This is a genomic window from Clostridium sp. AF29-8BH (assembly GCF_003478145.1).
GTDB lineage: Bacteria > Bacillota > Clostridia > Lachnospirales > Lachnospiraceae > Otoolea > Otoolea fessa.
Map to the genome: position 1 here is coordinate 1 of NZ_QUEL01000031.1, position 25,291 is coordinate 25,291.

The 25,291-nt window shown below is 47.7% G+C and carries 18 protein-coding genes, 4 pseudogenes and 1 other annotated feature; of the genes and pseudogenes, 19 read left to right on the forward strand and 3 right to left on the reverse strand.

Features of this window, described 5'->3' with window-relative positions:
• The 10 genes and pseudogenes from DWZ16_RS13920 to DWZ16_RS13970 all read left to right on the forward strand — a co-directional run.
• Positions 1 to 89 (forward strand): annotated as a pseudogene (locus DWZ16_RS13920) (LPS biosynthesis protein); the annotation flags it as partial.
• Between the two features lie 101 nt (positions 90 to 190).
• Positions 191 to 627: pseudogene (locus DWZ16_RS13925) on the forward strand (radical SAM mobile pair system MarR family transcriptional regulator).
• Positions 624 to 1,313: a radical SAM mobile pair protein A gene (locus DWZ16_RS13930; protein WP_005946182.1), complete on the forward strand. Its 690-nt coding sequence runs from the start codon at positions 624 to 626 to the stop codon at positions 1,311 to 1,313. The pseudogene DWZ16_RS13925 and the gene DWZ16_RS13930 overlap by 4 nt, the downstream one beginning before the upstream one ends.
• Positions 1,301 to 2,208, forward strand: a pseudogene (locus DWZ16_RS13935) (radical SAM mobile pair protein B). The gene DWZ16_RS13930 and the pseudogene DWZ16_RS13935 overlap by 13 nt, the downstream one beginning before the upstream one ends.
• 243 nt (positions 2,209 to 2,451) lie before the next feature.
• A complete protein-coding gene (locus tag DWZ16_RS13945; RefSeq protein ID WP_118523059.1) occupies positions 2,452 to 2,997 on the forward strand; it encodes a methylated-DNA--[protein]-cysteine S-methyltransferase in 546 nt (181 codons plus the stop codon).
• Positions 2,998 to 3,497: 500 nt separating this feature from the next.
• The gene (locus DWZ16_RS13955; protein ID WP_118523060.1) at positions 3,498 to 3,950 is read left to right on the forward strand and encodes a MarR family winged helix-turn-helix transcriptional regulator; all 453 of its coding nucleotides are present in this window, start codon (positions 3,498 to 3,500) and stop codon (positions 3,948 to 3,950) included.
• A 97-nt stretch (positions 3,951 to 4,047) separates the two neighbouring features.
• Positions 4,048 to 4,694 (forward strand): annotated as a pseudogene (locus tag DWZ16_RS16315) (MATE family efflux transporter); the annotation flags it as partial.
• On the forward strand, positions 4,683 to 5,288 hold the full coding sequence (locus DWZ16_RS16320) for an MATE family efflux transporter (protein WP_243022041.1): 606 nt from the start codon (positions 4,683 to 4,685) through the stop codon (positions 5,286 to 5,288). The pseudogene DWZ16_RS16315 and the gene DWZ16_RS16320, both read left to right, overlap by 12 nt.
• Positions 5,289 to 5,363: 75 nt before the next feature.
• Positions 5,364 to 6,011: an IS607 family transposase gene (locus DWZ16_RS13965; RefSeq protein WP_182427376.1), complete on the forward strand. Its 648-nt coding sequence runs from the start codon at positions 5,364 to 5,366 to the stop codon at positions 6,009 to 6,011.
• Positions 5,959 to 7,113: a transposase gene (locus DWZ16_RS13970; RefSeq protein WP_333489845.1), complete on the forward strand. Its 1,155-nt coding sequence runs from the start codon at positions 5,959 to 5,961 to the stop codon at positions 7,111 to 7,113. Before DWZ16_RS13965 ends, DWZ16_RS13970 begins: the two co-directional genes overlap by 53 nt.
• Before the next feature lie 406 nt (positions 7,114 to 7,519).
• On the opposite strand, the gene DWZ16_RS13975 is transcribed toward DWZ16_RS13970, so the two are convergent.
• Positions 7,520 to 8,227, reverse strand: coding sequence for a PAQR family membrane homeostasis protein TrhA (locus DWZ16_RS13975; RefSeq protein WP_118523063.1), 708 nt, complete (start codon positions 8,225 to 8,227; stop codon positions 7,520 to 7,522).
• 315 nt (positions 8,228 to 8,542) lie between these two features.
• On the opposite strand from DWZ16_RS13975, the gene DWZ16_RS13980 reads away from it, so the two are divergent.
• The 5 genes from DWZ16_RS13980 (at position 8,543) to DWZ16_RS14005 (ending at position 15,814) form a co-directional block, all read left to right on the forward strand.
• A complete protein-coding gene (locus DWZ16_RS13980; protein WP_118523064.1) occupies positions 8,543 to 9,268 on the forward strand; it encodes an RluA family pseudouridine synthase in 726 nt (241 codons plus the stop codon).
• A gap of 444 nt (positions 9,269 to 9,712) precedes the next feature.
• Positions 9,713 to 10,795 (forward strand): AI-2E family transporter, encoded by a 1,083-nt coding sequence (locus tag DWZ16_RS13990; RefSeq protein WP_118523066.1) that lies wholly within the window; start codon positions 9,713 to 9,715, stop codon positions 10,793 to 10,795.
• Positions 10,796 to 10,959: 164 nt separating this feature from the next.
• Complete coding sequence (locus DWZ16_RS13995) at positions 10,960 to 12,441, forward strand: alpha/beta fold hydrolase (RefSeq protein WP_118523067.1); 1,482 nt, start codon at positions 10,960 to 10,962, stop codon at positions 12,439 to 12,441.
• A gap of 235 nt (positions 12,442 to 12,676) precedes the next feature.
• Positions 12,677 to 12,896: a binding site (T-box leader), on the forward strand.
• A gap of 88 nt (positions 12,897 to 12,984) precedes the next feature.
• The gene (gene proS, locus DWZ16_RS14000) at positions 12,985 to 14,418 is read left to right on the forward strand and encodes a proline--tRNA ligase (protein ID WP_118523068.1); all 1,434 of its coding nucleotides are present in this window, start codon (positions 12,985 to 12,987) and stop codon (positions 14,416 to 14,418) included.
• 1 nt (position 14,419) lies between these two features.
• Positions 14,420 to 15,814: a CCA tRNA nucleotidyltransferase gene (locus DWZ16_RS14005; RefSeq protein ID WP_118523069.1), complete on the forward strand. Its 1,395-nt coding sequence runs from the start codon at positions 14,420 to 14,422 to the stop codon at positions 15,812 to 15,814.
• Between the two features lie 134 nt (positions 15,815 to 15,948).
• Here DWZ16_RS14005 and DWZ16_RS14010 read toward each other — a convergent pair whose 3' ends face one another.
• The gene (locus tag DWZ16_RS14010; RefSeq protein ID WP_118523076.1) at positions 15,949 to 17,349 is read right to left on the reverse strand and encodes an MATE family efflux transporter; all 1,401 of its coding nucleotides are present in this window, start codon (positions 17,347 to 17,349) and stop codon (positions 15,949 to 15,951) included.
• A 414-nt stretch (positions 17,350 to 17,763) separates the two neighbouring features.
• Between DWZ16_RS14010 and DWZ16_RS14020 the strand changes: the two genes are divergently transcribed.
• Both DWZ16_RS14020 and DWZ16_RS14025 read left to right on the forward strand, forming a co-directional pair.
• Complete coding sequence (locus tag DWZ16_RS14020) at positions 17,764 to 18,744, forward strand: phosphotransferase (RefSeq protein WP_118523071.1); 981 nt, start codon at positions 17,764 to 17,766, stop codon at positions 18,742 to 18,744.
• Positions 18,745 to 18,933: 189 nt separating this feature from the next.
• Positions 18,934 to 20,670 carry a phospho-sugar mutase gene (locus DWZ16_RS14025; protein ID WP_118523072.1) on the forward strand — a complete coding sequence of 579 codons (1,737 nt, stop codon included), beginning with the start codon at positions 18,934 to 18,936 and terminating at the stop codon, positions 20,668 to 20,670.
• A gap of 53 nt (positions 20,671 to 20,723) precedes the next feature.
• On the opposite strand, the gene DWZ16_RS14030 is transcribed toward DWZ16_RS14025, so the two are convergent.
• The gene (locus DWZ16_RS14030) at positions 20,724 to 21,869 is read right to left on the reverse strand and encodes a putative ABC transporter permease (protein WP_118523073.1); all 1,146 of its coding nucleotides are present in this window, start codon (positions 21,867 to 21,869) and stop codon (positions 20,724 to 20,726) included.
• Positions 21,870 to 22,198: 329 nt separating this feature from the next.
• On the opposite strand from DWZ16_RS14030, the gene DWZ16_RS14035 reads away from it, so the two are divergent.
• Both DWZ16_RS14035 and DWZ16_RS14040 read left to right on the forward strand, forming a co-directional pair.
• Positions 22,199 to 23,752, forward strand: a complete 1,554-nt coding sequence (locus DWZ16_RS14035; RefSeq protein ID WP_022359105.1) for an ABC-F family ATP-binding cassette domain-containing protein — start codon at positions 22,199 to 22,201, stop codon at positions 23,750 to 23,752.
• Between the two features lie 516 nt (positions 23,753 to 24,268).
• Positions 24,269 to 25,270 (forward strand): rod shape-determining protein, encoded by a 1,002-nt coding sequence (locus tag DWZ16_RS14040; RefSeq protein WP_022359104.1) that lies wholly within the window; start codon positions 24,269 to 24,271, stop codon positions 25,268 to 25,270.
• Positions 25,271 to 25,291: the final 21 nt, after the last annotated feature.

The window sequence follows — 25,291 nt, forward strand, 5'->3', positions numbered from 1 at the left end:
TTAATAAAAAATTGAAATTGATGTCAGAATTAACAGAGCATACCTTGGCAAATGAAATAGAAGCTCCACATGAGATTTTAAGAAAATAGGCAAGTCAAATTCCCGTTTACCTCTATTCAAACATACAAGCTCTTGACAATAAAGCTCCTATATAGTATGATTTTATAAACTACTATATAGGAGCTTTTGCATGAAAACAAATGGCGGATTTCTTGTCACCAAAATAAAACAGCTTGGTGACCGGATTTTTGAGAAGATTCTCAGCGAAAAAAATATCGATGCGTTTAATGGAGCCAGGGACGTATTCTTTATGTGCTGTGGCAGGAGGATGGTATCTCAATCAGGTCACTCTCGATTAAATGCGGATTAGCGATAACATCTCTTACTACGATGCTGGAAAGAATGGAAAATCAAGGGCTGATAAGCCGTGTTCAGTCTGAAACGGACAAAAGGAAAACACTCCTGTTTCTGACTGAGAAAGCACATGCCTTAAAGGGCGAGTACGATTCTGTATCTGATGAGATGGGCAGTATTTACTACAAAGGTTTTTCAGAGGAAGAAATTACCCGGTTTGAGGAATGCCTCGACCGCATCAGAAAGAATCTTGAGGAGTGGCAGAAGTCATGAGTATTTGTATCAAAGATCAGATTCAGAACATGAATATCGTCATTGGCTGCACAGTGGGGTGTACATATTGCTATGCCCGCAACAACGTGAAACGCTGGCATATGATTGATGACTTCGCTGACCCTGAATTCTTTCCGAGTAAGCTCAAGATGATGGAAAAGAAACGTCCGCAGAACTTTCTTCTTACCGGGATGAGCGATCTCTCCGGATGGAAGCCGGAATGGAGAGACGAGGTATTTGCAAAGATCCGTGAAAATCCACAGCATCAGTTCCTGTTCCTTACCAAGCGACCTGATTTGCTGGATTTTGATACCGATCTGGAAAACGCATGGTTTGGCGTTACGGTGACGAGGAAAGCAGAACTGTGGCGTATCGACGCCCTTCGGAAAAACGTCAGAGCAAAACATTACCATGTTACCTTTGAACCGTTATTCGACGATCCCGGCACAGTTGACCTTTCCGGAATCAATTGGATCGTTGTCGGCACCATGACCGGAGCTCAGAGCAGGAAGATTCATACGGAGCCGGAATGGGCATGGTCTCTGGCGGACCAGGCACATAAGCTCGGCATTCCGGTGTTTATGAAGGAAGACCTTGTCCCTATCATAGGGGATGAAAATATGATTCAGGAAATGCCGGAAGAATTTAATAAAGTGTTAGAGGTACAGAAATCATGGAAGAAGTAATAAATGGAATCCTCATTCGTGAGGTGGAAACAAAGAACATCATGACTAAGTCTAGTCTGCCGGTAGGCGGTTACTCGGTCAATCCCTATGTGGCTGTACACATGCCTGCAAGTATTGCTATGCTTCTTTTATGAAGCGCTTTACCGGGCACAAGGAGGAATGGGGCACTTTCCTTGATGTGAAACATTGGCTGGAAATTAAAAATCCGAAGAAATATGCCGGACAGCGGGTGGTCATCGGTTCTGTGACAGATGGCTACAATCCACAGGAGGAGCAATTCGGGAATACCAGAAAACTTCTGGAGCAGCTGATCGGCAGTGACGCAGATATTCTGATCTGCACAAAGTCGGATCTTGTGGTACGGGATATTGATCTGCTGAAGAAGCTTGGACGTGTAACCGTTTCATGGTCGATCAACACACTAGATGAAAATTTCAAGAACGATATGGACTCTGCTTCGAGCATTGAGCGCCGTATCTCTGCTATGAAGCAGGTATATAAAGCCGGTATCCGTACAGTCTGTTTCGTATCCCCGGTATTCCCCGGTATCACGGATTTTGAAGCAATCTTTGAGCGGGTAAAGGATCAGTGCGATCTGTTCTGGCTCGAAAATCTCAATCTTCGAGGCGGTTTCAAAAAGACAATTATGGATTATATCGCCGGAAAATATCCTGATCTTGTACCACTTTACGACGAGATCTATAACAAGCATAACCGCAGCTACTTTGAAGCACTTGAAGTAAAAGCTGAGAAAATGGCTAAGAAGTATGATTGTGTCTTTGTGGATAATGAAATGCCTTATGGCAGAGTCCCGCAGGGACATCCGGTGATCGTAGATTATTTCTATCATGAGGAAATCCGTGGGACAGAGAATACCGGAAAAAGAAATCGCTAACTTCCAGCTTGGTTATAAGATCGGATTTATCAATGATGCTGAGATATGGTTACTCATGTTAAAATAACGCAATACCTCTGTTATATATATAATGAGGATGAAATAGACGAGTTGATTCTGCTGATACGCGATAGCTTTATTCTGGCTTTTACGGTTCTTAAAGATACACTTGTGAAGAAGCTGGAGGAAGCAGAAAGCGATTGGATGTAAAAAAGCAGTCGATAACCTTGGGGGGAGTCCGCGGTGAAGGATAAAACAGTATACACATGTACATATAAATCAAAGTTAGGCGATATTCTGCTGGCGGCAGACGCGATCGGACTCACGGGTCTGTGGTTTGAGGGGCAGAAGTATTTTGCAAATACACTTCCAGACGGAGCTATTTCACAGGAATCCCTGATTTTAACCGAGGCAAAGAGATGGCTGGATATTTATTTTTCTGGCAAAGAACCGGACTTTATTCCGCCGCTGCATCCGACTGGCTCCGCATTTCGACAGGCGGTGTGGCAGATTTTATTGCAAATTCCGTATGGACAGACGACTACCTATGGGGAGATTGCAAAAAAGCTGGCGAAGATGCAGAATGCGTCCCATATGTCCGCGCAGGCGGTAGGCGGTGCAGTGGGGCATAATGAGATCTCCATCATCATTCCATGTCACCGCGTAGTAGGAACGAATGGAAGCCTGACCGGGTATGCGGGTGGAATTGATAAGAAAGTGGAACTGCTTACGCTGGAACATACCGATATGAGTCGTTTTTTTGCGCCGAAGAAAGGAACGGCGCTTTAGTCATTTAGGTGTAATTTTGACTGTGATATTAATTTTCATTTAATTATATCCGTGTAGTTTCTCATCTTTCGTAAGTTTGGAAAGTATCTCCTGCTTTTTCATATACGTAACAAATAGATTCATAAGTACTGTGTTTATAATATTACCCCCTACATTATGTTTCCAAGGAAACAAGTATACCATCGGGTTGTTTCCTTGTTAACAAATTTGATAATAACGATATAGGATATTTTCATCAGAATATTTTTCTTATTTCAAAGATTGCGAAGTTTCACAGGCAGGCGGGGATGTTATTTATAGAAATCCAGATGGAATACAAATGCCAGGACCGCTTCTGGAAGACGATGATTGTGCGTGCCTATTAGTTAAAAAACCATGGAAATCACTATTCGTAGATTGTAACATATCGGTTTGATATCGCGGAGCGAGTAAAGATTGACAGTTTCAAAATCTTGTCGTATACTTCTTTCAGTCCCAAATGGGATCGAATGGGGAAGGTTATGGAATATAAAATACAAAAACTTTACGATCAGGTCAACCAGGCGATCATCCGCTGCCGTGGTGTATACTCGATGTGGGCAAAGAATAACAATGTGAGCTATAACCGGATGCTGGTGCTTTACACCATCCGCGAATTCGGATTCTGTACGCAAAAGCAGATCTGTGATTCGTATCTGCTTCCGCGGCAGACGGTGAACCATGTGATTTCAGAGATGAAAAAGGACGGGATTCTTGTAGTGGATCCGGAAAAGAGCACCGGGAAGGAAAAGGCGCTTGTTTTGACGCCGGAGGGCGAACGGTATTCGGAAAAATTATTATATTCGTTAAGCCGGATGGAAGAGCGGGCGGCGAAACGTCTGGGAGAGGACAAGATCCGCAGAATGACGGAACTGTTTATGGAGTATGACCAGATTCTGGAAGAGGCACTGGAGGAGACGGACGATGAAGAGTAAGGCGGGAACGGATACAGAATTTTTCCGGACGGAGAAAATTCCGAAGATATTGCTGCAAATCGCACCTCCGGTTATGCTAGCGCAGCTGATTCAGGCGATGTATAACATTGTAGACAGTTTTTTTGTGGGAAAATATTCCGAACCGGCGCTGACGGCGCTTTCGGTCATTTATCCGTTGCAGCTCATCATCATTGCGCTGGCGGTGGGAACCGGCGTGGGCGTGAATACCTACATGGCGCGCTGTATGCACAGAAAATGCCGGGACAGGCGGAAGAAACAGCGGGAACAGGCACGCTTCTGGCGCTTGGAACCTGGTTTATATTTGCCATTTTCTCGATCTTCTGTATGCGTCCGTATGTCCTGACAAGTGCGAATACCCCGGAAGCGATCGAGAGTGCTGTTATCTACGGACAGATCGTCTGTATCGGCAGCATCGGGGCATTTCTGGAAGGAAACTGGACGAAGGTCCATCAGTCGCGGGGCAATATGCACCGTCCGATGGTCGCCCAGACCGTGGGGGCGCTGACGAATATCGTGCTTGACCCGATCCTGATTTTCGGACTCGGTCCGGTGCCGGAGCTGGGAGTCGCGGGTGCTGCCTATGCGACTGTCTGCGGACAGGTGGCAGCTGCGGTCATCACATCGTTTGGCGGGGTTGGCAGATTGCCAGAGCGCACAAAAATGCCGCTCTATATCAAGCAGATCTACTGGTTTGGCTACGCGTCGATTATTATGCAGGCATTATTTACAGTTTATATCGTGATCTTAAATGCGATCCTTGCCGGATTTTCAGATTCGGCAGTGACGGTGCTGGGGCTTTATTATAAAATGCAGACGTTTTTCTTTATCCCACTGATGGGCTTGCAGACGTGTATCGTTCCGGTGCTCAGCTTTAACTATGCAACCAAGAGCTATGCGAGATGCCGGGAAATTATGCGGGACAGCTATGGATTTTCCTGTGTGTTTATGCTGGTCGGTGTGATCTGCTTCGTTTTCTTTCCGGTGCAGCTGCTCCAGGTTTTTTCAAAGAGCAGTGAGGTCATCGCGATCGGAAAAAATGCATTCCCTATCATCGGGGCAAGTTTTATTCCGGCGGTATTTTCACTGATGACCCCGGTATTCTTCCAGGCGATCGGAAATGGAAAGATCAGCCTCTTTTTGTCCGTGATGCGCCAGATCTGCTGCCTGATTCCGATTTTCTGGCTGCTGTCGCTGATTGACCTGCGCTTTACCTGGTTTGCATTTCCGATCTCGGAAGTGCTGGTCGGTGTCACGGGAATCGTGCTTTATTACAAGGAAATCAAAAGAGACTTTGATAAAGGAGAATATATTAAGTAATCGAATTTATTGACTAATATGATTAAATGTGTTTAAATATACTCAAAGGAGTGAATTATTATGAACACATCAAATATCACAAATTACAAGCCAAAAGATTTTGCTGAACTGTTAGGGGTATCCGTAAAAACATTACAGCGTTGGGATAGAGAAGGAACTCTAAAGGCAAACCGAACTCCAACTGATAGACGTTATTACACTTATGACCAATATCTGCAATTCAAAGGAATAAATACTGAAGATGACCAACGTCAGGTAGTTATTTATGCTAGGGTATCTACAAAAAATCAAAAAGATGATTTACAAAACCAAGTTGCATTTTTACGACAGTTTTGTAATGCTAAAGGTATTATTGTAGACCAGTGCATTGAAGATTATGGAAGTGGTCTTAATTACAATCGTAAAAAGTGGAACGAATTATTAGATGAAGTGATGGAACAAAAAATCAAAACCATAATCGTAACTCAAAAAGATAGATTTATCAGATTTGGTTACGACTGGTTTGAAAAATTCTGTACGAAGTTCAATACGACCATCATGGTGGTGAACAATGAAGAACTATCACCACAAGAAGAACTCGTGCAGGATATTGTTTCAATACTCCATGTGTTCTCTTGTAGGTTGTACGGGCTTCGTAAGTATAAAAAACAAATAGAAAGGGATGTGGAAATTGCTAAAGAGCTTCAAAACGGAAATAAATCCGACAGAGGAGCAGAAAGTTAAGATCCGTAAAACAATAGGAACTTGTAGATATATTTACAACTTCTATCTCGCTCACAACAAAGAGCTTCATGACAATGGAGAAAAGTTTATGAGTGGTAAAAGTTTTAGTGTCTGGCTGAACAATGAGTATCTTCCCAAAAATCCAGATAAGCTATGGATTAAGGAAGTCAGTTCAAAATCTGTAAAGTGTTCAATTGAAAATGGTTGTGTCGCATTTACCAGATTTTTCAAACATCAAAGTGCTTTTCCTAATTTTAAAAAGAAAGGAAAATCTGATGTGAAGATGTATTTCGTAAAGAATAATCCAAAGGATTGCCGATGCGAAAGACACAGAATTAATATTCCATCACTTGGTTGGGTTCGTATCAAAGAAAAAGGATATATTCCTACGACAAAAGATGGGTATGTAATTAAAAGCGGTACGGTATCTATTAAAGCTGGTAGATACTATGTATCCGTTCTTGTAGAGATTCCTGATATGCTTATTGATAGCAGTAATAATGATGGCATTGGGATAGACTTAGGCTTAAAAAATTTTGCTATTGTTTCAAACGGAAAGACATACAAGAACATTAATAAATCAGCAAGATTAAAGAAACTTGAAAAACAACTACGAAGAGAGCAAAAATGTCTCTCTCGTAAATATGAATATTTAAAGAAAGGAGAGTCCACTCAAAGAGCAAATATACAAAAGCAAAAGCTCAAAGTACAGAAACTTTATCATAGACTGGATAATATCCATACTGATTACATCAATAAGATAATTGCTGAGATAGTGAAAACCAAACCATCTTATATAACGATTGAAGATTTGAATGTGTCAGGTATGATGAAGAACAGGCATCTTTCTAAAGCCGTTGCATCACAGAAATTCTACGAGTTTAGAACTACACTGAAAAGCAAATGTGATGATAACAATATTGAACTTAGGGTTGTAGATAGATTTTATCCATCTTCTAAACTATGTCATTGTTGCGGTTCTATAAAGAAAGATTTAAAACTTTCAGATAGAATCTACAGATGTGATTGTAGCTATGTTGCAGATAGGGATCTCAATGCGGCACTTAATTTAAAAGATGCTAAAACTTACAAGATTGCATAATGAAAAGCAAATGTAAGTATGTACCGAAGGCTATTTCGGGAATTAACGACTGTGGAGTATACAAGAACTTGTGAGTAGCATATCTGTTTACAGATTGTAAAAGCATATACGATGAAGCAGTAAGTAATGTTCGTGAGAACTTACAACATCTCGATGTGAGTATATTTACACACATTTTGAGTGGCAGCAGCATGAGAAAGCACGTAAAAACATAGAAAATAGATTCGTAGAAAATTTTTAAACGCTTTTAATGAATTGAAAAGGAACCGCCTGGGTCAGTCTATCAACTGGCATCAGGACGGTTCCTTTTTCGAAAGGAGAATGAATGTGACATAAAAAATTGAATGTATGCATTTCGTGTACGTATGAGGCATAATGCCTGTCAGACGAAATGGGTATTTCACCCTTATGCTACAAATGCGTACATCATCACATAATGGCACAGGCTTCCGCCCATGACAAACAGATGGAAAATCTCATGCGAACCGAAATTTTTATGCGTTGCATTGAAAATCGGCAGTTTTAATGCGTAGATAATGCCTCCAGCCGTATAGATAAGTCCGCCGGTCAGCAGCCAGAGAAATGCGCTTTTCGGAAGTGCCAGTACGATCTGACGGAACGCCAGCACGCAGATCCAGCCCATCGCGATGTAAACTAGCGAGGAGAACCACTTCGGGCAGTTGATCCAGAGCGCGTTGACGAGAATCCCGGCAATCGCGATACCCCAGACGAGCGCCAGAAGCCGGTAACCGGCGTTATTTCCAAGGACGATCAGGCAAACCGGTGTGTAAGTCCCGGCAATCAGGATGAAAATCATCATGTGGTCGATCTTACGCAGGATTTTATTAACGTGCTCGGAAATATTAAAGGTGTGGTAGGTCGTGCTGGCGGCATAGAGCAGAATCATGCTGACGATAAACACAGCCAACGCCGCAAGATGGCGCGAATCTGCTTCTCCAGCCGCTTTGTGAAGCAGCGGAACTGCCGCGATCACCGCGCCGATCATCGCGATAAAATGCGTCAGCGCGCTTCCGGGATCCTTTACGTGGAATTTATGATGCTTTGTTTCAACGAGTTCCGTTGTGTCAGATGTATGTTTTTGACTAGAAATCATAGGATAACCTCCTTTGCCGTAATTTCAATAAAGTAATTGTAAATATGATATGTAGTATTTGAAACTACATAGAATGTTTTTATATACTATACATCTTTTCTGAAAAATATGCAAGAGGGGAATGGGATATGTTATAATATAATGTATGAACAGTAACGAAAGGTTTTCACGTTTCGTGTGAGTTGGTAATAAATATATGCAATGGTTTGCATATGAAAATTTTAAAGTTCACAAGAGAAAGAAAAAAGACTCATAGATGATTTGAGAAGTTAAAATGCTCGGGAATCCATGGATGAAGTAGAGAGGAAATCGGTTATGTTAGATATATTATACGAAGATAAAGATATTTTAGTTGTGGTCAAACCAGCCGGAGTTGAGTCGCAGACATCGAGACGCCTGGAGCCGGATATGGTCAGCGAGATAAAAAATTATCTCCACCGGAAGGCACAGGAGACGAAAAAGTTATCCACAGGATTATCCCCAAAAGCGTCCACAGCCCCGGTGGATCCGTATGTTGGAGTTATCCACCGACTGGACAAGCCGGTGCGCGGTGTGATGGTATATGCCAAGAACCTGAAAGCGGCAGCGCACTTAAGCCGTCAGGTACAGGAGGGAAAACTGGAGAAAATCTATCAGGCGCTCGTATGTGGAAAACCTGTGGATAATGTGGGTAAGTACGTGGATTATCTGTTGAAAGACGGGAAAACGAATACCAGCCGGATTGTGGATAAGTCGGTCGCCGGTGCGAAACGGGCAGAGCTGGAATATCAGATATTAGAAAAAAAAGAACAGGAAGACGGTACCGTGCGTTCACTGGTGGAAATTCATCTTCACACAGGACGCCACCATCAGATACGCGTACAGTTTGCCGCGCATGGGACACCGCTCATGGGTGATACCAAGTATGGCGCACCAGCGGCTGCTTCCGTGGGACGTGCCCGCCGGGAACCGCTGGCGCTGTGCGCGGTCCGTTTATCGTTCCTTCACCCGGTGACGGGAAAAAGAATGGAGTTTTCCACCAAACCGCAATTTGTTCTGTGAGCGAATTTTTCTATAAGTCAGGTAACATGAGAAAAATCCGATTAGTGGCAGCCGTGGCTGCCGCGGCATAGATATTTCTCCTCTGTTTCTGGCATATACCGATTACAGCTCAAAAAAAGATCAAGGGTGAATAGAAGGTAAGACGTGTATATTTTTATCCAGCCTGCCCATACTAGAGTGTGTACAAAGGAAGTACGAATCATAAATGGGCAAAGTCCATGGGTAAGCCCCGGAGCGACTAAAGAGGGCTTACAAAAGAGACCGCAGGAGCCGGGAGAAGCGGGAGCTGACACTGGTTTCCTGTGGTTTTTCGTTGCCATACATCCGGAAAAAAGGGCGTGTAGGTTTAAGGAAAAGACGTTTGTTTGAATGGATGTCTGTAGAAATCATAGAACCATAACGGTGTATGGCATAAAGAAAAAATCGGGAAGGTGGAGCAGACAGATGGCACTCAGCAGAAAACAGAAAAAAGCATTTCTCACAGTAGCAGTCACGGCGGGCGTGTATTTGAGTTTCCGTTACCTGCTGCCGCTTATATTCCCATTTCTGGCAGCGTATCTGATGGCGCTGCTTCTCCAGCCATCGGCAGCATTTCTCGAAAAACGGCTGCGAATCTCCTTCCGCGGGCACATGATCGGCGTTCCCATCGGTATGATCGGGGGCGTGGAGCTGATTTTGCTGAGCATTTTTCTGGTCGGTCTGCTGGCAGCAGGGGGACGGCGTTTCACGGAGGAGCTGGAACACTTTTTAGAAGAGCTTCCAGGACGGATGGAGGAATTGTCACTGCTCGGACAGCAATTTGAACAGTCGATCGAGCGAGTCCTTCATCTGCCTGCCGGTAAAATCGGGCAGCTCTTTCGCGGAACAGGCTTGCAGGGCGGTGGACAGGTCAAGGAGATCCTGCTGCCGCAGCTCCTTCAGAAATCAGTTCCTGCTGCGGCGGGGATTGTGCGCGCGGTTATTGTGGTTGTTTTATTTTTCATTGCCTCGATTTTGAGTTTACAGGAGATGGACGAACTGCGCCGGAGGCGGTTTGATTCGATGTTTCACCGCGAATTTTTCCTGCTCGGCAGGCGCCTTGCGGTGACAGGAAGCGCATGGCTGAAAACCCAGTCGGTCATTTTCCTGATGACTTCGGCATTTTCGATGGCGGGGCTTTTGCTGATTGGAAATCCATATTATATTCTGGGCGGAATCGGAATCGGGGTTCTGGATGCCCTGCCGATCTTCGGCGCAGGGACGGCGCTGGTGCCGTGGAGTCTTTTTCTCCTGTTTAAGCGGGAGTGGGGACACGCGCTGATTCTATTTGGTCTGTATCTGCTTTGTTATTTTCTGCGTGAGTTCACGGAGGCGCACCTGATGGGGAAGAAAATGGGGCTGTCGCCGCTTGAAACGCTGGCGGCGATCTATGTGGGCTTGCAGCTGTTTAGTCTGTTTGGATTTCTGCTGGGTCCGATTGGGCTGTTGATTATTAAGGATTTTGTGGAGGAGTATGGGGAAGCGGACGAAGGAGCGGCAGCTCATTAGGTAGGCACTTTTAGGATTGCCGCGAGACAAAAGGATCATATATAATAGATAAGGAATTAAAAACGCATAAAAGTTCTGGAAAACAGCAGAGAAAGAGTTGCTGGAAGATAGCTGGATGTTAAGCTGAAATAAATATGCATATCATTTAATATGGAGGAACAAACGTGAATTTATATACAAAAGAGTCAGGCTCCGGACAGCCGATGGTGCTGCTTCACGGAAATGGAGAGGACAGCTCCTATTTTGTGAACCAGATATCCTTTTTTGAATCAAAATATCTCGTGATTGCGGTGGACACCCGTGGACATGGCAGATCTCCGCGTGGTCATGGGACATTTACCTTGGAACGGTTTGCTGATGATTTGAAAGGATTTCTTGACCGCCGGGGACTTAGGCGGATCATTTTGCTGGGGTTCAGCGACGGCGGCAATATTGCGCTGATTTTTGCACTGAAATATCCGGGATATGTCGATCGGCTGATTTTAAATGGAGCGAACTTAAACCCGTTTGGCATGAAGCCGTCCGTGCTGGCGGATGTGGCGCGGGAGTATGTGGGAGTTGTGGGGAAGCTCTGGCAGCAGAAAAGCGGCATCGGGCAGATACGGGGAAAAATGCAGATGGCAGCAGGAAAAATGCGGACAGAAAAGCAATTTTCAAAAGAAAACGAAAAACAGAATGGACAGGAAGGACTGAATAAACAACAGAGAAGAAGCTGTCAGAAAGAAAAAATTCCTGAAAATAAGGGAAATGATCGGAAGGCAAATATACACAAAAAAGAGCTTCTATCCTTAATGTTGTATGAACCCTGGATCCGCCCTGAACTTCTCCACCGCCTGAAAATGCCCGTCCTTGTGGTAGCAGGGAGCGACGACATGATCCGCGAATGCCACACGCGCCAAATCGCACGTTCTCTGCCAAACGCAAGGCTTCGGCTTTTAGAGGGCACCCATTTTATTGCAGCAGAGAACCCGGACGCATTTAACCAATGTGTTGCATCATTCCTGGAACAGACACAGGGCGGCGAGCTGGCGCAGATGAGCCGAGTCTGGGGCAGCCGGAGAGCCGGAAGGCTGGAGAAGGAGAAGATCCGTCGGGCGGCGGTGCTGGTACCTTTGATTCAGAAAGGCGGGGAGTACCACGTGGTGTTTGAGGTGCGCGCGGGAAGCTTAAAAACTCAGCCGGGCGAAATCTGTTTTCCGGGCGGTGCCGTTGAGCGGGACGAGACACCGAAGCAGGCGGCGATCCGTGAGGCGATGGAAGAACTCTTAATCAGTCGCCGCCAGATTCGCGTTATCGCGCCGTTGGATGTGCTGGAAGCACCCGGAGCGATGGAGATTTCTCCATTTTTAGGTGCGCTGCAGGGCTACCGCTGGTCATATTCCGAGGCGGAGGTCGATCATACCTTTTCTGTCCCGCTCCGCTGGTTCGCGGAACATGAACCGGAGCGATATGAAACAGAACTTGTGACCGTGCCGGAAGAGACATTCCCGTTTGAAGATGTTCCGGGCGGACGCGATTACCGCTGGCGGCGCGGACATTACGATGTTTACTTCTACCGCCGCGAGGAAGGAATCATCTGGGGGATGACAGCGAAGATTCTGCGGTCGCTGGCGGAGATGTACCGAGAGGATATTTTATTAAAATAGGATTCGTAAGATAGGGATAAAAACATTATTTTTTGTTCGGACGCAACCGAGTCAGTGACGACCGAGTAAAAAATGCGAGGCATCGTCAAGACTTGTACAAGGGCGAGTTCCAGCCTTGACAAACCCGACTGATTGGCGTAAAATCATAATACTGTCAGGATTTGCGCGGCTGAGTTTGTGGATGCCGTGGAAGAAATCCGGCGTTTGATTTTAGAACATCAAACAATAAGAAATAAAACAGGCGAAGAGAGGAATCAGTAAACTTTGACACACGTCCAGAGAGAAAGCCGTATGGTGCGAGGCTTTTGTGTCCCTGAAAGTTGAACCGGTCCTGGAGCTGTGCATGAAAATGCAACGTATTTCCGGCGTTAACGGAAGTTAAGTGAGCCAGAATCGGAACGAAATTCTGGTTAAGCAGGGTGGTACCGCCGAAGTTAAGCCATTCGGTCCCTTTGATCGCAGCGATCAGCAGGGATCGGATGGCTTTTTTATTTCTATGAAATACAAAACAACAATAAAATGTTTTTAACAAGGAGAAATGACATGGCAAAGGAAAAGAAGATGGTAGAAGCCATCACATCGATGGATGAAGATTTCGCCCAGTGGTATACGGACATCGTAAAGAAAGCAGAGCTTTCTGATTACTCCAGTGTAAAGGGCTGCATGATTATCAAACCGGCCGGATATGCGATCTGGGAGAATATCCGCAATGAACTGGACAAGCGCTTTAAGGCAACCGGCGTAGAGAACGTATATCTGCCTATGTTTATTCCGGAAAGTCTTCTGGAAAAAGAGAAAGATCACGTAGAAGGTTTCGCACCGGAAGTAGCGTGGGTGACACAGGGCGGTTTAGAGCCGTTACAGGAGAGAATGTGTGTACGTCCGACTTCCGAGACTCTGTTCTGCGATTTTTATGCACATGACGTACATTCTTACCGCGATCTGCCGAGAAACTACAACCAGTGGGCTTCGGTTGTACGTTGGGAAAAGACCACCCGTCCGTTCCTGCGTTCCAGAGAGTTCTTATGGCAGGAAGGTCATACCGCTCATGCAACCGCTGAGGAAGCACAGGAGCGTACCGAGATGATGTTAAATGTATACGCGGATCTGTGCGAGGACTTCCTGGCAATTCCGGTTATCCGCGGACGCAAGACCGACAAGGAGAAATTTGCCGGTGCAGAGGCAACCTACACGATCGAGTCCCTGATGCACGATGGCAAGGCACTGCAGTCCGGCACCAGCCACAACTTCGGCGATGGATTTGCAAAGGCATTTAACATCCAGTATCTGGATAAGGATAATAAATTAAAATACGTTCATCAGACTTCCTGGGGTATGACAACCCGTATGGTAGGCGCGATCATCATGGTTCATGGTGACAATAATGGTCTGGTTCTGCCGCCGAAGGTAGCTCCGACCCAGGTTATGATCGTTCCGATTCAGCAGGCAAAAGAGGGTGTTCTGGACAAGGCATTTGAGGTAAAAGAGGTTCTGTCCAACTTCCGTGTCAAAGTGGATGATTCCGACAAATCTCCGGGATGGAAGTTCAGCGAGTCCGAGATGCGCGGTATTCCGGTACGTGTCGAGATCGGACCGAGAGATATTGCTGAAAATCAGGCAGTTCTGGTTCGCCGTGATACGCATGAGAAGATTACGGTATCTCTGGATGAGATCGCAGCAAAGGTTGGCGAGCTTCTGGAGACGATTCACCACGATATGTTTGAGCGTGCAAAAGCACACAGAGATTCCCATACTTATGTAGCGACAACACTGGATGAGATGAAGGAGATCGCAGAAAATAAGCCAGGCTTCATCAAGGCAATGTGGTGCGGCAATCAGGAGTGCGAGGATAAACTGAAAGAAGTAGTCGGCGTAACCTCCCGCTGCATTCCGTTCAATCAGGAACATCTGGCTGACACCTGCGTATGCTGCGGCAAGTCGGCAACGAAGATGGTTTACTGGGGTAAGGCATATTAATATGATTCCAAAACGGATAGAAATGCCGGTCCAGGTCGAGGAAATCCTGGGAAAGCTGCGAGAACATGGTTACGAGGCATTTGCAGTCGGCGGCTGTGTCCGCGATGCGATCCTGGGGCGGATTCCCGGTGACTGGGATATCACGACCTCGGCGCACCCGGAGGAGGTGAAGCAGGTGTTCGGTCACACGATCGACACCGGGCTTCAGCACGGTACGGTCACGGTCATGCGTGATCATATCGGATATGAAATAACCACCTACCGGATTGACGGTGAATATGAGGATGGACGCCACCCGAAGGAAGTCGTATTTACTGCCGAACTGCGTGAGGACTTGAGACGGCGTGATTTCACGATCAATGCGATGGCATACAGCCACGAAACGGGAATTGTCGATATTTTCGGCGGGGCGGAGGATCTGGCAGCGCGCCGGATCCGCTGCGTCGGGGATGCGGGAGAACGGTTTACGGAAGATGCGCTCCGGATCCTGCGTGCCGTCCGCTTTTCGGCCCAGCTGGGATTTTCGATAGAGAAAAAGACCTGGCAGGCGCTCTGTGAGCTGGCGCCCTCCCTTGTCCATGTGAGCAAGGAACGGGTGCAGGTGGAGTTGACAAAAACACTCCTGTCCGACCGCCCGGAATTTATCTGGAAAACGGAGGCGGCAGGACTGGCACCTTACATTTCAAAGACATTTCCGGAGGTATTTGCGGCGTGGAAAAAGCGGAAAAGCTGTGCAAAGCAGAGTTTGGAAGAGAAAGTATGTTCGAAGGATGTGCCGGCTGCTGACAAGGATGCGATCAAAACGGAAACGGTAGCGCAGCAGGGGCACATGTTCGTGAAACATGAATGTGAGACAGACATGGCGGGGGAAATTTCTGCTGCTGCTGCACATCTGCCAGCAGAAAAAGCCTTGCGCTGGTCGTATTTTCTTGCCCCGTCGGGCGAGGAAACTTGTGTCCGGGTTCTGAGAGAACTCAAGATGGACAACGACACGATCGATAAGGCGAAGATTCTGAGCCGTTTTGCATTCATGCAGATGGAAGCGGAGGAAAGCGCTGTCCGCCACGCGATGAGTGCGATGGAAGATACGGTCTTTGACTGGCTGCTTCTCCTTCAGGAAGTTCTGATGCCGGAGCGCATGGATGCGGTGGAAATGGTTCGCTCACTTGCAAGGCAGATCCGGGAGCGCGGTGATTGTATCCGTCTTAAAACTCTGGCGGTAACCGGAAAAGACCTGATTCAGGCAGGCATCCAGCCGGGACCGGCGCTTGGAAAAACGCTGCATCTTCTCTTTGAAAAGGTGCTGGAGAATCCGGCTTGGAATGAGAAAGAGCGGCTTCTGGCTGAGGTGGAAGTGTTGAAACAATCGCAGAATGCGGGAACCAGTAAAGCATAAGAAGATTAATAAATAAAAAGAGAAAAGAGGCAAAATCGTTTGGAACCGGCAGGACAAGCCGGACAAACGATTTTGTCTCTTTTTCTTTTGCTTTTTTAACAACAATAGTTTCAATCAGAGGATGATTAAAAGAGTTATCCCAATTTCTTATACTCCCTGAAAAACAGCGCCGCCGTCGTCGCCACCGCAATCGTGTCTGCCACCGGTTCTGACACGAACACGCCGAATACCGGATTTGACACGAAATGCGGCAGGATAAAGATCAGCGGAATCAAAAGCAGCACTTTTCGGAGCAATGCCAGAAAGACGGATGTTTTCGCATTTCCAAGGGCAATAAAAGTCTGCTGGCAGGCGAGCTGGACGGCAAAGAGCAGGGAAGCTGCCATATAGATCCGGAGCGCCCAGATGGTATAGCTGGCAAGATTTGCGTCGCTGGTAAAGATGGAAATAAAAATCTGTGGAACCAGCATACATAAGAGCCAGAGCAAGGTGGAATAGCAGGCTGCCGAGCGCAGAAGCAGGTGAAACGCTTTTTTCACACGGTCGATATTTTTTGCTCCATAGTTAAAGCTGATGATCGGCTGCGCGCCCTGTGTGAGCCCCTGCAGCGGCAGCATGGAAAACTGCATGACGCTGGAAAGAATCGTCATCGCGCCGACCGCGGTATCGCCGCCATATTTCAACAGGCTGGTGTTAAAGCTGATGGACAGTGCACTTTCTGTAAACTGCATGATAAACGGCGCCAGTCCGAGCGCCAGGCATGGCAGGATAAATTTCTTCTGCGGGCGCAGGTTGCGGAGCCGTATCCGCAGGGTACTATGCGTTCCGGTCAGAAAACGCAGAATCCAGATACAGGAAATACCCTGTGAAAGGATGGTTGCAAGTGCCGCACCGCGCACATCCAGATGCAGTCCGAAGATAAAGATCGGATCGAGGATGATGTTGCAGAGAGCGCCGATGGCAACGGTAATCATGCCGGTTTTGGCATAACCCTGTGCGTTGATAAAGGCATTGAGTCCGAGCGCCATCTGGACGAAGAAAGTGCCGCAGACGTAGATTTTCATGTAGTTCCAGGCGTAGAGAATTGTCTTCTCACTGGCGCCGAACATCAGGAGGATCGGGCGCCCAAAGCCAAGAAACAGGGCGGTCAGGAGGAGCGAAATGACGGTCAGCATGAAGGTACAGTTGCCGAGTACCTTTTCAGCAGAATCCTTGTCGCCTTTTCCCATCAGGATCGACGCCTGCGGGGCGCCGCCCATGGCGGCGAGCGCGGCAAAAGCGGAAATGCACATGATAATCGGCATTGTGACGCCGACGCCGGTCAGGGCGCTGGGACCGATGTCCGGGATATGGCCGATGTACATGCGGTCAACCATGTTATAGAGAACGTTGATGATCTGTGCGGCAATTGCCGGGAGCGCCAGTTTAAAAAGAAGTGACCCGATCGGCGCACGGCCGAGATCAGCTTCACGGGATGATGCTGCGCCTGAATGCGGGCGCGTATTTTCATCGTTGGAACGATGAGCGGATTGTATGGACAAAGAGAGACCTCCTTTTCATTTACAGTAAAATATATTATTTGATTTTTTGCCTGATTGTTGGGACAAATAGCCAGACCGCTTTTTTATCCCAATGTGAATCATTGTAACATACTGTCAAAATGATGGCAATGAACAGAATTTCGTAATCACTCCACATTGGCGATTGTGTGTGATAGTTTGTGCACTGTGTTTCAAATCCGCGATATTTATGCATAAGCATATTTGTAAGCCCCCTCTCATAGGTTAGGAGTAGCAGGCTGGGTGTCTGATGTGCATATTTGCATAATCGTGTGAATGTTGCAATTAACATAGCTGTCAGCAGCTGTGGCCCGGCGTGAAAATGTGCTGTCCACATTCTTTTGGGAAATGGAAAGGCGGGCAGCCGGATAGAGGCAGGAGGGGGAAGCTGTGAACGAGAGAACAACCGAGGTGCTGGAACAGTATGAACTGGAAGTGCAGTCGAAGCGCCGTGGAAGAGGCGCGTGGATCTGCGAGACGAGTCAGGGGTTAAAACTCCTCCGGGAATATAAGGGGACCGTCAAACGTCTTGAATTTGAAGAACAAATCATGAATGTTCTGCAAAATCAGAAAACATGCCGGACCGATCAGTATATGCGGAACCGGGAGGGCGAGCTTTTGTCGGTGGCGGAGGATGGAACGCGGTGTGTTGTGAAGGAATGGTTTTCCGGGCGCGAGTGCAGTGTGCAGAGCGAGGCGGAGGTGGTCCGGGCGGTCGGGCAGATCGCGAAGCTGCACCGGACACTGCGCGGCATTGCGATCGATGAGTCGTGGAATCTGGGGTCAATTCTCACGCGTCCGGCGGTGGCGGAGATGGAGCGCCACAACCGGGAACTTGTCCGTACGCGGAATTATATCCGGAAAAAACGGCGTAAATCGGATTTTGAGAGGGCAGTCAGCGGAAGCTTTGCCATCTTTTATGAGCAGGCGCAGGAAGCAGCAGGCGGGCTGAAAGCGCAGATCGAGCAGGATGGCGAGCCGGAAAACTATTTGTGTCACGGGGATCTGAACCAGCATCATATTTTATTGGCAGAAGAAAATGAGATGGCGGTGATTGAATTTAACCGGATGCACCGGGGCGTCCAGGTCGAAGACCTGTATCATTTTACGCGCAAAATATTGGAAAAGCATGGCTGGGATTTGCGTCTGGGGATGCGGCTGCTGGAGACGTATGATCGTATTCTGCCGTTGAATGCACAGGAGCGGACATACCTCTATTACCTGTTTTTATATCCGGAAAAATACTGGAAACAGTTAAATTTTTATTATAATGCAGGCAAGGCGTGGATTCCAGTCCGCAGCATTGAAAAACTGCAGAAGCTGGAAGAACAGCAGACGGCGCGGAACCTCTTTCTTGAGGCAATCCGATAAGAAATGTTGATTTACATATGCATATAAATTCTTTGGTTAAGCGTATTCGATACATCATGGAGAAACTTTGAAAAGAGGAAAAATAAAGACAAAGAATAGTAACCGAAATTCTCTTTATTTTTCAGAATAATTATACTATAATGGAGAAAAAGAAAGTCATCCTAGAAGAAAGCAGGGGGTAAGTGAATCATGAAGGATTACATGACGATTTACAAAGAATGGCTGGAAAATCCATACTTTGACGAGGCAACGAAAGAGGAATTACGCGCCATTGAGGGCGATGAAAATGAGATTAAAGAGCGTTTCTATATGGATTTGGAGTTTGGTACGGCAGGACTGCGCGGCATCATCGGTGCAGGTATTAACCGGATGAATATCTACACCGTCCGCCGTGCGACCCAGGGACTGGCAAATTACATCATCAAGCAGGGCGGCGCGGCAAAAGGCGTGGCGATCGCATTTGATTCCCGTCATATGTCCCCGGAATTTGCCGAGGAAGCAGCGCTGACACTGGCGGCAAATGGCATCAAGGCGTACCGGTTCGAGACGCTGCGCCCGACGCCGGAGCTTTCCTTTGCAGTCCGCGAGCTTGGCTGCATCGCCGGCATCAACATCACCGCCAGCCACAACCCGCCGGAGTACAACGGCTACAAGGTTTACTGGGAGGACGGCGCACAGTTTACACCGCCGCATGACAAGGGCGTGACTGAGGAAGTTATGGCGATCACCGATCTTTCCACTGTTAAGACGATGGGAGCACAAGAGGCAAAGGCAAAAGGACTCTACGAGATCATCGGTGCAGCGATCGACGACAAATATATTGCACAGGTCAAGGCACAGGTAGTCAATCAGGGCGCGATTGACCGCATGCAGGATCAGATCACGATCGTGTATACACCGCTTCACGGCACGGGCAATATCCCGGCACGCCGTGTGATGAAAGAGCTTGGATTTACCCATGTATATGTGGTTCCGCAGCAGGAGCTTCCAGACGGCGATTTCCCGACCGTCAGCTATCCGAACCCGGAGGCAAAGGAAGCATTTGAATTGGGACTGGCTCTGGCAAAAGAGAAAAATGCAGACCTCGTTCTGGCAACCGATCCGGATGCCGATCGTCTGGGCGTGTATGTCAAAGATACCAAGTCCGGCGAATACATTCCGCTGACCGGCAATATGTCCGGCTCCCTGCTCTGCGAGTATGTGCTCAGCCAGAAACAGGCAAACGGCAAGATTCCGGCAGATGGACAGGTTGTTAAATCCATCGTTACGACGAATCTGGTAGATGCAGTTGCGAAGAATTACGGCGCAGAGCTCATCGAGGTTCTGACCGGATTTAAGTGGATCGGCAAACAGGTTCTCAAAAATGAGCAGGAAGGCAAAGGAACCTATCTGTTTGGCATGGAAGAGAGCTATGGCTGCCTGATCGGTACATACGCACGCGATAAAGATGCCATTTCCGCGACCGCAGCACTCTGCGAGGCGGCTGCCTATTACAAGGAAAAAGGCATGACGCTGTGGGATGCGATGGTCGAGATGTACGAGAAATACGGCTATTATAAAGATGAAGTGAAGTCCATCGGCTTAAAGGGCATCGAGGGACTGGCAAAGATTCAGGAGATTATGGAATATTTCCGCGCCCACACACCGTCCGATTTTGCCGGACATAAGGTGCTGGCTGTCCGCGATTACAAGGCAGATACCGTCAAGGATCTGGCAAGCGGCGAGGTAAAACCGACCGGACTTCCATCCTCCAATGTTCTTTACTACGAACTGGAAGACAACGCATGGCTCTGCGTCCGCCCGTCTGGAACCGAGCCGAAGATCAAGTTCTACTACGGCGTGAAAGGTACCTCCCTGGAAGAAGCGGCAGCGAAATCAGAGAAGGTAGGCGAGTCTGTGATGACGATTGTCAATGGACTGCTGTAGAAAAATAAAAAGAAGATATGAAATAAGTTCCTAAAAGAAATAGGACCATTCGTTCATGCGAAAGGTCCTATTTTTGTGCTATTTTGTTCTTTTAATTCTTTCAACGCCGCTGCAAATTTCGACGAAACCGCAGTAGGATTTCCTCTTAGCAGCCCGCGGCGGTAGAAGGCATGGAGCTTTTTAGCCGGGCGCAGGGACTGGCGGCGGTGTTTGAGTTCTTCTAACCGGGTGCTCAGGCGGGTGAGGCGGTTGTCGAAGGCGATGCGGGCATCGACTTCGGTGCGGACTTCGGCAATGCGCTCGTTGACGCGCTGTTTGGCAGCTTCGATGCGTTCTGCGTTTCCTGCTTTGGCAGCTTCGATGCGGGAGGTGGTTTCTTCTCGAACATCGGACAGGCGTTTTTCGGCGAGTGCCTTGGTCTCAGCCAGGCGCTCTTTGTGTTCGGTGGCAGCCGCCTGCAGCTGTCTGGCAGTCTCGGCGCGTGCGGTTGCCAGGCGTTCTTCGGCGTCGCTGCGGACGGCGGCAAGTCTGCGGGCGGCTTCTGCCTGGGCGGCTGCCAGTTTTTCGGCTGTTTCTTCACGGGTCAGGGCGCCGCGCTCAATGGCTTCCTCACGCAGCAGCTCGATCTTGGACTGGAGCTCTTCGATATCGGCTTTGAGCTTCGTCATAGCTTCCAGCGTATGACCTAGAGCCAGGGCTGCCTTGATGGATTCGTAAGCATCGGCGGTGAAAAGAACGCTGATGACGAAATCGCAGATGAGCAGGATAACCGGAGGAACCGCAAGCACAGTGCGGGCGATCGGATCATGGATGACATCGGTCATAAGGATCGTCAGAAATCCCCATGCGATCGAGGAACTCAGGCAGATATAGCCGCGCAGCTGGAACGGCTGGCTGCTGTAATCCCAGTAGCGGACCTTGAATAGGCGTTCCATGACGGCGCCGGTGACATATTCAAGCGCCGTGGCGGCGATAAAACCGGAAATATAGACGAGCGGCAGGCTGTCCCGCACCGGCAGGGACACCCAGAGCATCATCACCGCGCCGGAACCGTAGAGCGGCAGCATCGGAAGCCGCAGAAATCCGCGGTTGACGAGCCGTTTCTGTTTCAGGGAAACATAAGTCGATTCGAAAATCCACCCTAAAAAGCAGTATACATAGAAAAAAGCTAGCCATTGGTACCAGGTATAGGTATACATAAAACCTCCTTTAGAAAATCAAGTCATTTTCTCATTGGTTGAAAAACGTATCTAAAATGAAGTTGTTTCTTATCTTACTATATAAATCTAGAAAAGTTCAAGGCATCTGGGTGAAAAAAGATAATTCCAAAATCTCCGCTTGCCACAAAAGCACGCTTCGTGTACAATAAATCGAAGTCGGCTTTGCCACAGACAGCAGGCAGACGTACAGAAAGCAAATCTTATATGAAGTGGAGTTGTTTTCTAGGATAAAATTTGCAGAAAAACAAAGAACAATTCAACAAATACAAACAATTTACAATAAAAAGAAAAATAGGAGAGGTACATACGTGAGTATACTGAATGTAGAACATTTAAGCCACGGTTTTGGTGACCGGGCGATTTTTCAGGATGTTTCGTTCCGCCTGTTAAAGGGTGAGCACATCGGTCTGATCGGTGCGAACGGCGAGGGTAAATCGACGTTTATGAATATTATTACCGGGCATATGCAGCCGGACGAGGGAAAAGTAGAGTGGTCAAAGCGGGTGCGCGTCGGCTATCTGGATCAGCATACGGTGCTGGAAAAAGGCATGACGATCCGCGAGGTTTTGAAGAGCGCATTTTCCTTCCTGTTTGAGCTGGAAGTGCAGATGAATGAAATATGCGACCATCTGGGCGAGGCATCGGAGGATGAGATGAACGTGATGATGGAAGAGCTGGGAACGATCCAGGATCTTCTGATGAACCACGATTTTTATTCCATCGATGCGAAGGTGGAGGAAGTCGGACGTGCGCTGGGGCTGACCGATATCGGGCTGGACCGCGATGTAACGGATTTGAGCGGCGGACAGAGAACGAAGGTACTGCTCGGGAAATTGCTTCTGGAAAAGCCAGATATCCTGTTGCTGGACGAGCCGACGAACTATCTGGATGTGCAGCACATCGAGTGGCTGAAACGGTATTTGCAGGAATATGAAAATGCGTTCATCCTGATTTCACACGATGTTCCGTTCTTAAATAGCGTAGTAAATATCATTTATCATATGGAAAATCAGCGGCTTGACCGCTATGTGGGCGATTACGACAAGTTTCTCGAGGTGCACGAGGCGAAGAAAGCGCAGCTCGAGGCAGCGTATAAGCGTCAACAGCAGGAGATCGCGCAACTGCAGGATTTTGTGGCACGTAATAAAGCGCGTGTTTCCACGCGAAATATGGCGATGTCCCGCCAGAAAAAGCTGGATAAAATGGATGTGATCGAACTGGCGAAGGAAAAACCGAAGCCAGAGTTTAACTTCCTGGAGGCGAGAGCCTCCGGAAAATGTATTTTTGAGACGGAAGATCTGGTGATCGGTTACGACGAGCCACTGTCCCGTCCGCTGAACCTCTATATGGAGCGCGGCGAGAAGATTGCGATGGTCGGTGCCAACGGAATTGGAAAGACGACGCTTTTAAAGAGTATTTTAGGTTTGATTCCAGCAGTGTCCGGCAAGGTGACGCTGGGCGATTATCTCTCCATCGGCTATTTCGAACAGGAGATGGCGCCGGGCAATACGACGACCTGCATCGATGAGATCTGGAAAGAATTTCCGTCCTACACCCAGTACCAGGTGCGTTCCGCACTGGCAAAATGCGGTCTGACGACCCAGCATATTGAGAGCCAGGTGCGCGTGCTCAGCGGTGGCGAGCAGGCAAAAGTGCGCCTGTGTAAGTTGATCAACCGCGAGACGAACCTTCTGCTTCTCGACGAGCCGACGAACCACCTGGACGTTGAGGCGAAGGAGGAGTTAAAGCGTGCGCTGGCGGCGTACAAAGGAAATATCCTTCTGATCTGCCATGAACCGGATTTCTATGAGGGATTCGCAACGAAGGTCTGGGACTGCAGTGAGTGGAGTCTGAAAATATAAGAAAAAAATGTTTTTCAGCGTACCCCAACATTCAGTATAGAGCCCTTTTTCTAAGGTGTCTGGCACTGACAAAAAACAGGAACGCCATCGGCTGAGAGTCCGACGGCATTCCTGTTTTTCTTAAATTGGGAATGGTAGGTATATATAAAAAAGAAATTGGCTTAGGGGGGCCGGACGATTTGTATCGTCCGGTATGAGTATGAAAAAGCTTTTTTATTTCAAGTAACACTTGAAACAAAGGCCTGTTACCCTTTCGGATAACATACTTGTATTATAGGAGAAACTTGTGACTAAAATATGTCCCTTTCATAAAAAAAATATAAAGTCCATAAAAAAATAAAAACCTCTTTCAAAAGAATCGAAAGTTGTATATAATAGTAAGTGGTATAGTCCGCTCTAAAACAATGCGCGGGCTGGATGGCAGCGAAAAAAGCTGAAATAAAGAAGATAAAATACAATGAAACTCATAGATTTATGTACTCAAGAGTGCATATTTAGAGCAGGAGGAAAACAACTATGTTGATGTCCAATGATATTGGTATCGATCTGGGTACAGCCAGCATCCTTGTATATATCAAGGGAAAAGGTGTCGTACTGAAAGAGCCGTCCGTAGTGGCGATCGATCGGGATACGAATAAGATCATGGCGATCGGCGAGGAAGCCCGCCTGATGATCGGCAGAACCCCTGGCAATATCGTAGCGGTCCGTCCGTTGCGCCAGGGGGTTATTTCAGATTATACAGTGACAGAGAAGATGATGAAATATTTCATCAACAAGGCAGTCGGCAAGAAGACACTCCGCAAGCCGCGTATCAGCGTCTGCATCCCGAGCGGTGCGACCGAGGTAGAGCGCAAGGCGGTTGAGGATGCGACTTACCAGGCTGGCGCACGCGAGGTTTCGATCATCGAGGAGCCGGTAGCAGCTGCGATCGGCGCTGGTATCGATATTTCCAAGGCGTGCGGCAACATGATCGTAGATATTGGTGGTGGTACGGCAGATATCGCCGTTATTTCTCTGGGCGGTACCGTAGTCAGCACTTCTATTAAAGTGGCTGGTGATGACTTCGACGAGGCACTGGTCCGTTACATGAGAAAGAAACACAATCTTTTGATCGGTGAGAGAACCGCTGAGGAGATTAAGATAAATATCGGTGCGGCATACCGCCGTCCGGAGGTAATCACGATGGAAGTGCGCGGACGAAATCTGGTTACCGGACTTCCGAAGACGATCGTTGTCACATCCGACGAGACGCTGGAAGCGCTGCGCGAGCCGGCACTCCAGATCGTAGATGCCGTTCACAACGTACTCGAGCGGACGCCGCCGGAATTGGCAGCCGACATTTTTGACCGTGGTATCGTACTGACAGGCGGCGGCGCACTGTTAAGCGGTCTGGATGCCCTGATCGAGGAGAAAACTGGCATTTCCACGATGATCGCAGAGGATCCGCTGACCGCAGTTGCGATCGGAACTGGTAAGTTTATCGAGTTTGCACACGGCGAGAAGAAAAACTACGATTAAAGAGAACCGCCGGAAGGCGGA